The sequence below is a fragment of the Rhodococcus sp. AW25M09 genome, from assembly GCF_000333955.1.
Lineage (GTDB): Bacteria > Actinomycetota > Actinomycetes > Mycobacteriales > Mycobacteriaceae > Rhodococcoides.
The window spans coordinates 44,465-53,023 of the sequence record NZ_CAPS01000145.1 but is presented as its reverse complement, the minus strand read 5'-3'; the positions used below and the strand labels follow the sequence as shown (position 1 = coordinate 53,023).

General features: G+C 63.8%; 6 protein-coding genes. All 6 read right to left on the bottom strand.

Going from position 1 to position 8,559, the window contains the following annotated elements:
- A partial coding sequence (locus tag RHODMAR_RS26190) for a DUF2637 domain-containing protein (protein ID WP_008720827.1) occupies window positions 1-462 on the bottom strand: 462 nt, incomplete at its 3' end.
- Between the two features lie 8 nt (window positions 463-470).
- A complete protein-coding gene (locus RHODMAR_RS26185; RefSeq protein WP_008720825.1) occupies window positions 471-1,346 on the bottom strand; it encodes a CPBP family intramembrane glutamic endopeptidase in 876 nt (291 codons plus the stop codon).
- Window positions 1,347-1,446: 100 nt separating this feature from the next.
- Window positions 1,447-2,085, bottom strand: a complete 639-nt coding sequence (locus tag RHODMAR_RS26180; protein WP_008720824.1) for a hypothetical protein — start codon at window positions 2,083-2,085, stop codon at window positions 1,447-1,449.
- Between the two features lie 6 nt (window positions 2,086-2,091).
- The gene (locus RHODMAR_RS29485; RefSeq protein ID WP_269419367.1) at window positions 2,092-2,217 is read right to left on the bottom strand and encodes a hypothetical protein; all 126 of its coding nucleotides are present in this window, start codon (window positions 2,215-2,217) and stop codon (window positions 2,092-2,094) included.
- A gap of 103 nt (window positions 2,218-2,320) precedes the next feature.
- Window positions 2,321-2,971: a helix-turn-helix domain-containing protein gene (locus RHODMAR_RS26170; protein ID WP_008720822.1), complete on the bottom strand. Its 651-nt coding sequence runs from the start codon at window positions 2,969-2,971 to the stop codon at window positions 2,321-2,323.
- Window positions 2,972-2,974: 3 nt separating this feature from the next.
- Window positions 2,975-8,125 carry a hypothetical protein gene (locus RHODMAR_RS26165; RefSeq protein WP_008720820.1) on the bottom strand — a complete coding sequence of 1,717 codons (5,151 nt, stop codon included), beginning with the start codon at window positions 8,123-8,125 and terminating at the stop codon, window positions 2,975-2,977.
- Window positions 8,126-8,559 lie beyond the last annotated feature (434 nt).

Sequence of the window (8,559 nt, the reverse complement as noted above, 5' to 3'; positions counted from 1 at the left end):
CAGGATGGCCGTTTCGGCCTCTGTCGGGCTTTTCAGGTCTACCTGACGCTCGTCGGTGTCGCCTTCCATGGCCGGTGCTTCGAGTCGGACCAGCTGGATCATCAGGTGCGTGGTGACCAGCAGTACCAGCGGCGGCGCAGCAGCTGCCAGGGCGGCCACTGTGAAAGTCGAGCTGTAGTCCACCGTCGAGACGTGCACGATGTTGCCCGCGGTCGATGCGATCGACCCGAGAATCAGCAAGGCCCACGCGAACCAGCGGTGTGAGGCGTCGACGACGAGCATGAGTGTTGCGAGGATGACCATTCCGTCGAGCACCAGTGGCAGGACCCATCCCAGTGCTGTCGGGTATCCACTGGCGGTCGCCAGCTGCCACAACGACATTCCGCTCTTGGTGAAGGCGCTGACACCGATCACCGCATTGCCGATTACCGCGCAACGTTTGATGGTCGTCAGATTGGTCATCGGTGTCCTTAGCTGGTGGCGTTCGAGGTGTGGCCGGCTGCTGCCGTCGGGCATGCTCGATCGGAGTGATCGAAGGTGGAAGTGTTTGACAGTCGATAGATCGACCACAGAGCGGTGAACGCGATACACCCGCCGATCACTATCTGAGCCGCGGTGTAGTCACCATTGTTTGCAATGACGAATGCATTCCAAGCTGTATGGGCCAGAACGAGTCCCGTGAGACTGCGGAGTCGATAGTAGACGTAGACGGCCACAGCGCCCCATACGAACGCCGACAACGCTTGCCCTGTTCCCTGGTAGAGATGGATGGAGGCTCGAAACAGAGCTGAGCTCGCGATGACGATGCCGAGCATCCACGGCTGGACGCGCCAGACCAGTCCGACGACCCCGAAGAGCAACAAGACCGGAAGCGCACTGAAGAACGGTTCCTCGGCCGAGCCGGCGACGAGAAGGTGCGCACTGTTCCACCATTGTGCCGGGTTGTCGTAGTCACTGGTGCGCGAGAGGTTTTCGGCATCCTCGGGGGACAGCAACGAGGCCATGCACAGGCCGATGGGGAACAATCCTGCACTCATCAGCGTCCGTGTTCGCCACGTCCCAGGGAAGCTGTTCGGTTCGATCTCGTTCGGTTCGATGAACCGGCGCACCGCCGCGACGAGAGCGAGACCGGCAACTGCGGCGAAGAAGAGAATTAGGAAGCCAATTTGAGCGCCGGGCATCGTCGGTGGGGTCGACTCGGTGACTACCTCGGATCCGGCACCGAGATGCCTCTGAACCGAGACTAGTGCCTCGAAAGGCCAACACACGACTAGGTAGGCGGCAGCAAGCCCGAGCGGAACAGCAGCGATATACAGGCTTGAGTTCCAGTTGTTGTTGCGATTCATCGCGATTCACTCTTTCTTTGACATTCTCTCGTCGCGGCGGCACAGGACAGTCATGGGTGCGGATACGAGTACTGAGCGTGGGTACGGCGGTCGAGGCTGATCAGTTGTCGAGCAGGCCCGCACCGCGGGCAATAGCGGGTAGGTCGATCGGTGGTGCCCATGCGGCCCACACGCGGGTTCGGCCGAGCTCTACGACACGGTCGTCCGGATAGAGACGCCATGGGCCGACGCGGTCGAGCAGTTCACCGACGAGGGCGTCGGCGTGGAAACGGGTGGGAACGGTGACGAAGTCATCGAGCGGGCCCCGCTTGTGTAGTGCCGCGACGGGGCGGGGTGCGCCTCTGGCGATCGCTACCTGCCGCAGGTCCGGAGAGCCGTGGGGACGGAGGATCGCCACGACATGGGGGTCCAGCCAGCGTCGCTCTCGCCATTCCTTGCGGACACCGCGGCCACGGGGAAGATCGAGTCCGGTCAGGACAGTTCGTGCATTGTCGAGGGTCTGCTGTTCGACACGTCGGATTTCAGGAAGGGGAAATTGAAGTTGCTGCAACCGGTGGGCGGGAATCGCTGCTCGAGTACGAGGTGAGCCCTGCAGCCAACGCTGGACGGTTCGGCGAGTAACCCTGAATGCCGCTGCGACATAGTCGATATCGACACCACCGTTGACCGATCGTCCGTAGCACGCGGTGAATGCGACCTCGAGCTGTCGTTTGGTCCACCGCGGTCGCTTCGGGTTCATGTCGCTCTAATTGAGTGGTCCGAGAAAGAAGCTGAATCCCATTTTGGCCTGCACAACCGAGCCGACGAGGATTAGACCCACCAACGCGCCAACGACGCGGGTCTTCCACTGCTGAGACTTGGTCTCGAACATGTCTTTCTGATCCCTCCTGCAGAGCGCTGCCGTGCGCGATTCCACCGATACCGTAGTGGTTGCACCGGACACTCCGAACATCTGAACTCGCAGACTCTTATGGTCAGACCGGGTCGATGGAGATGTTGTCGATGCTCTCGAAGGTCCATCCGTCGACGTACCGGTCGCTGGCGTAGCCGCTGAGCCACTTCGAGAGCTCTTTGTCGCCGCCGCGTTCGTACGCCGACCACATCGACTCGACGTCGGATGGCGACATACCACTCTGATCCGGGGGGATCTGGATGGAACGATTGCGAATGTAGAACCCTCCCCCGCCGGCGACGCCTTGTCGGCCCTTGATCTGTACGCGCGCACCGTATTTGGCGATCGACTTGCCTTGCTTGCTCTCTCGGACAGCTTTGATGGCGGCGCGCCGGCCCTGTTTCGTCGTCGCTGCCTGCCGCGATTTGGTGGTGAGTTTGCTCAGAGTCTCGGCTTTCGGCTTCGAGATTCGCTGGCGTCCCTCGGCGGCGACCCACCGTTCCACCGTACGACGCGAGACTCCGAGATCGCGCGCAGCTGCGGCCGTGTTCACCCCGCCCCGCGTGCCCGGGCCGTACGCGGCGAGGAGCATCCCACGCATGTCAGGGGTGGTACCGGCCTTGCCGGAGACATCGGCACCGCGCCGACCCGTCAAGCCCTGGAACAGTGAGCTGCGTCGGCGTTCGTCTGCTTCCAGGTTCTCTGTGAAGCCGGCATGCTTGCGACCGACCATCGGCTATTCCCCCTTACCTGTCGTGGCATCCCAGTTCATCGTCAACGCTTCCTTGCCCTTGTAGCGGCCGCCGACGAGGAACTCGAGGTGATCGTCGAGCCGAGCGGAGCCCTCCCACTTGTACTGGCCGAACCCCCGACCGAGCTGCTTGTCCTCCCCGGGCCAGGACGCGATCGGATCCGGATCGTTGCTGGTGTAGAGAACCGTGTCGTTCGTGATGGCCACCGGCCACCGGTCGGAGACGGTGCCGATTTTGACGATGCGACGAGTGATGTTCGCCCGCGCTTTGGCGATGATGTGATGGCGTCGCTCCGGCGAGAAACCTGCTCGGCCGGTCATGTGAACCGAGGACCCCATCTGTCCGATCGTGCGCGTGTAGACGCCCTTGAGCAGATCCCTGGCCAACTGAGCGTCGACGTCATCGACGTCCAAAGCTGTTCGTGCGTCACGGATTCGCTCGTACCACGGATCGAGTACTCGGCCATGTTCGTTCCACACGTAGGCCTCGACAGGTTCGAGCTCGTAGCCGAGTTCTCCGGCGACCTGCAGACTCGGTGTGGTCACCCACAGCAGGCCCGGCCGGCCACCGAGAGGCATCAATGGATGTGGGATGCGCCAGTCCCCTGCCTCGGGAACCTCTACCCGCCAATAGCCCGGCAGCTTCTTGTCGAACGCTCGCCCGTCGGGATGATGAGTGGACGATCCGATCGGCATCTCCAAGCCGGCGATTCCCGCAGCGTGCGAGCCGCCACGGTCGTACGCGTGGACGTAGGTCATCGATGTCTCGTCGCTGGTCGGTTTGCGGGACCAGGCGTAATCGTCCTCGAGGGAGCTGATGGTGGCCGGGCCGACGGGGGTCTGCGCCCCGAACATGCGCTCGCGGTCCTTGAATCGAGTCGAGATCATCAGGTCGAAACCGGTGGACTGCGGGGTGATCACCCACGGCATCTTCAACGCGCTGGCGAACAGCGACAGTCGACGCGCGAGTGTGCTCGGGGACGGTCGGTCTCCGAGAATGGGGATATCGCGTGGATCGGCGTTCATGCCTGCAGCCAGAACGACCCACACACCGCGGTGCTCGCCCTGGGTGCGCCACACACGGGTCCAGGCACCGAGCCGGTCACCGGGCTTGCCCAGGGTCCAACCGTCGGCGATGGCATCGGTGACGAACGCTGTGCCGGCAGTGGCCTCGCCGACGTCTTTGCGTCGCTGTGACGGATCCTCGCTCAGCGTGCTCAGATCCACTCCGAACTTCTCGGTCATCGCCGCGGTCACCCAGATCTGTCCCGGTTCGCTCTGCCACGACGAGGTCTGAGTGCCCAGACGCAGCTCCTGCACCAGCTCGGCGACATGCCCGACGTGAGAGATGTTCTGTGGCAGATTGATTCGACTGCCGTCGGGCATCCAAATGCCATCGACGTCGAGGACGGCGGCAGGGGCAGCGAACGGGTCGGCCGCGGTCTTTGCGGGAGCTGAACGCCGAGGCCGCGTGGTCTCGAGCGGCGCACTGGGTTGCTCGACCGTAGGAGTACTCGACTCGGCGGCCTCGGAAGCCGCTCGACGAGCAGGTTCGGTCGACGGCCGCGGGCCAGTGGCGGCGGGTGCAGGCGGCTTCGCTGCGGCTGCGGTATCGGCAACCAGTGCAGCGCGGGAGGCAGCTGTGCTTCCGAACCAGCACTGCGCGTGCAGAACGTGGCCATCGAAGCGAAGGCCCGAGCCCACTCCGCATTTCACGCACGGGACGCTCGGCGAAATATGTTCTGCGACAGCGATATGGCCCTCGGCGTCGGGGTAGCTTCCCACTGGAATGTCCTCCTGTTCGGAGTTGTCAGACGTAGCTTCGGCGTCGTTGGCGCGAGAGCTGTCCGTCGTCGATGAGGTGTCGCTGTTCGATACCGAGAACAACGTCGCGAGGTCGGCCACTGCGGAGGTCGAACCCGGAACGTCGCTCGGTGTCGAACCGTCCGGTGCATCGTCGGGTCCGCCATCAGTGTCGAAGATTCCGATCTGACCGTCGTCGGGACCGTCGCCGAGGATCGCCCATAGACGGAGCGCCGTCATCCGCTGACGGCGTTCCTCACAATGGATGGTGCGTTGGACGGTGTAACGGGGTGTCTTGCCTGCGCGTTCCTCGGCGATCAGAACACCCTCGTCGTAGAGTGCCCGCAGCGCCGTGCCTCGATCGATCTGTGGAGCATCGGACATCGTCGATGCCGCGGCTTTCAGAACCTGTTCGAGGGCAGTCGATTCGATCAACAGCTGCGCTTCGCCGTCGCGTGGCCCGGGGTCGGTGAGCACGTACCCCAACCGGATCCCGCGGGCATCTTCGCGATACTTCTTGACGTCCTGATAGTCCGAGACCAACGTTCGCCGCCACCCCAGCCTGCCGGCGAGCGGGCGGTCGGGTGCTTCACCGGTCCGCACGTCGTCGACGTAGGCCAATCCGGTACGCAGTGCATGCGCAAGGAGCTCGCGCACCCGAGCTCCGGTGCGTGAGGGCAGATCGGGGTCGGCTGCAGCGACGACCGCGTCGTGCAATCCGCCGTCGACGACGTCGAGAACCTGCTCGACCTCATCGGCATCGAGCGCGCCGACATCGAGCAAAAAGGCGGTGAACGCCTGCCATCCTGCCCAGACGGCGCCGACCGCTTCGGCCTGGCGCACGGTTTCGCCCTGCTCACGCAGACCCTCGGCGTAGTGCGCGCCCTCGTTGAACACCTTCTCCCGCAGCTCTTCGAGGCGGGGGCACAACCACTGCAGGAACGAGGCCATCAGCAGGGCGCGCCCATGCCGCGACTGCTCGCTGTCGAGTCGAATCAGCTCGTCGAGTTCGATCTCGTCGGACTGCAACGGCACCACCAACATGCGCTGTGCACCGGACCCTGGTCGAGGCATGACCTCCGAGGTCACCATCGCGGACGAGCGGGGGGCGGTGCCGTCGAGGATGCTCAACCCGTCGCGACTGGAACGGCTCCGTTGTTCGCCGTTGTGGACCATGCGCGCGAACTCTTCGAGCGCTTTCTGTGCAGCTCCCCAGTCTCGTGTGGGCGCGACGTCGTCGGCCCAGTACAGCGCATCTTTCGACGAATTCAGTTTGATCCGAAGCGCATTGAGGGTGTCACCGTTCCCGGACATCGACGATGCCGGTCGTCGTCGATCCCACAGCTCTCCGAAATGATGCATCGCGATCGAGGCGATCGAGGTCTTGTAGGACCCGGGCGAACCGATGAGCGACAGAACCCACGGGTTGGGTCCCAAGGCCGCGCGAAAGACGTGCCCGAGCAACGGAGCCGCGATCCGCACCGGCAGACGCGTCAGCATCGATCCCGAATCGACCATGAAGGCATCACGCAACCGAGGTGCATCGGCGATCGGGCACGGCAGGTCGTAACGCGCGAGCGGGCCACTGAGCAGCACCGGCGCAACACGGGTACCGGCAGCACTGATAGCGCCGCCTGCGTGCACGTAGAACCACTCGTCGTCTCGGTCCTTACGCCAACCGGTGGAACGGAACCGAACCGTCCGGGCGATCGTCACTCCCCCGGCTACTTTCAGAGCGTCGCGAAGTTTGGCGATCCCAGAGGGTTTGGAATCGTACGTCGGTGGCCCGGGAAGAGAATCCACCCAAGTGCAGTCCCGATAGTCCTGGGCGTCCACCCGCATGCGCATGAACTCGCTCGTATCAGGATGGGTGTACCCGATGACGACAGCGGAAAGCTGTTCGGGTGACGGCGGATTGGCTTCCCGTTGCCCGGCGATGTCTTCGCGGCCGAGCAGCGTCGGCGCATCGACGTCGAGGCCGTCGTCCTGCGATTCGAGGTATTCCATCTCGACGATCCGAGCATCGATGCTGAGCACCATTTTGGCGGTCTGCTCGCCATCTCGGTTGGTGACGATTTCGACGAGGCTTCCTTCGACTACCCGATACGTCGGTGCCGAGATGTGAGCGCCGCGAGTGGCCGACCCGACAACGTGCAGTTGGGGTCCTTCGTGGAGCGGAGGGCTCGTTTCGTCGGCATCGACGTGGCTGGATCCAGTCGACGGTGGCGTCGCGGCGTGTTCGTCCTCGTCGTGCAGCAGCGGTGGAATCGGAGTGTGCGAAATATCGTGTGCGGCACGGGCAGCGGTCCGGGCGGTGCGCCAGACGGCGGTAGCGGCGTCCACCGCCTCCTGTGACCACTTCGTGCCTTCGGCGGCAGCGAAACTGCGCACCGTATCGACGGCTTCGCTCAACGGCTCGAACAGGCGCTCCGCCTCGACAGCCCACCGTTGGGCAAGACGCATCTCGTCGGCGCACTCATCCTGGTGACCCGATACTCGCCCGCGCTCGGCGCGTGCGGCCGCTTCCCGCGCTGCCTTCTCGACCTCGGTGGCCTTGCCGCGAAGCTTGGCCAGGGCAGCGTGCGCCGCAACCTCACCGACATGGACGGGGATGAACCCGTTCCATGCATCGTCTGGTTCCCACAGTTGGGCCTCGACATGATCTGTGAAGTCTGATTTGTCGTCTGTGGTGCCGGGTAACAGCAGCTGCACCTCGGCATCGACCGCGCCGAGCAGCGATGCCAATTCGATGCCGCGGTCGTATCCGGCAGCGTCGCGATCGAGAACAACGCGTACGGCGGCACCGGTGAACACCTCGGCGAGCTGTGGCGGAAAGTTCAGGCCACCTTGGGCATTCGTGGTCGCGCAGAGGCCGAGACGCGTTGCGGTCTCGACATCTTTCTCGCCCTCGAGCAGCCATACCGGCTGTCCGGCTGACAGGGCCGCCTGCAGTTGCGGCATCGCGAACAGGACCGGGGTGAACACCGCGGGCTTACGTTTGACATAGGTGCGATTAGGTCCGACGAACAACTGCCGGAATCGTTTGTGTTTGACCCCGCACGAGGTGCACTCCTCGCGGATGACTTCCTGCACCAAGTCGCCGTCGGCATCGGTGTAGGGATAGCGCGTAACTTCCGACCACGAGTGCTCGACTTCGGGCTCTGGTCCCGGGCCGGCTATCCGAGCAGGAAGCCGCCCCAGTCGCCCACGTCGTTTGCCGGCTGCACGTTGTTGCGGGGATCTACCGACACGCGGTGCGCCCGGATCCCGGCTCGGCAACGGCTCGTCGAACAGATCGGACAGGCTGATATCGAGCCGCTCCGCGATTTCCACGGCCGTCGCGGAGCACCCATGGCACCGCAGCAGCACCATTCCGGAACCGCGATGTCCCGGAGTCCACGTGACAGACAGTGAAGCGTGACGGTCGTCGTGAACAGGGCAACGAGCCTGAAACTGGGAACTTGACGTGGCTTTGAAGCCGCCGAGCTGCTCGAGGCGTGGACGGATATTGTCCATCGACCACATGTGGCCGCGGTTGGGAGTCGGTGAGGTCACGACAGGCCACCACGACGAGGTGCGACGCGTGTCCGGTTGGGACCGCAAATCACGGCGAGTCCGGAGTACTGAGCTATGATGTCAATACACCTCCTGTCGTGTTCGTGGTTGTTCCCGGTGGGTGGTTGGAGCGAAGCGATTCGCTCATATGTGAATCTGGAAGACCCCCCTTCTCGCCGCCAAGCACGAGGGGGGTTTTTCGCTGTCTAGGG

What these genes read in the sequence shown, in the direction of transcription:
- RHODMAR_RS26170 (WP_008720822.1), bottom strand. Translation starts at nt 2,971, where the DNA reads ATGGTCGGTCGCAAGCATGCCGGCTTCACAGAGAACCTGGAAGCAGAC.
- RHODMAR_RS26185 (WP_008720825.1), bottom strand. Translation starts at nt 1,346, where the DNA reads ATGAATCGCAACAACAACTGGAACTCAAGCCTGTATATCGCTGCTGTT.
- RHODMAR_RS29485 (WP_269419367.1), bottom strand. Translation starts at nt 2,217, where the DNA reads ATGTTCGAGACCAAGTCTCAGCAGTGGAAGACCCGCGTCGTTGGCGCG.
- RHODMAR_RS26180 (WP_008720824.1), bottom strand. Translation starts at nt 2,085, where the DNA reads ATGAACCCGAAGCGACCGCGGTGGACCAAACGACAGCTCGAGGTCGCA.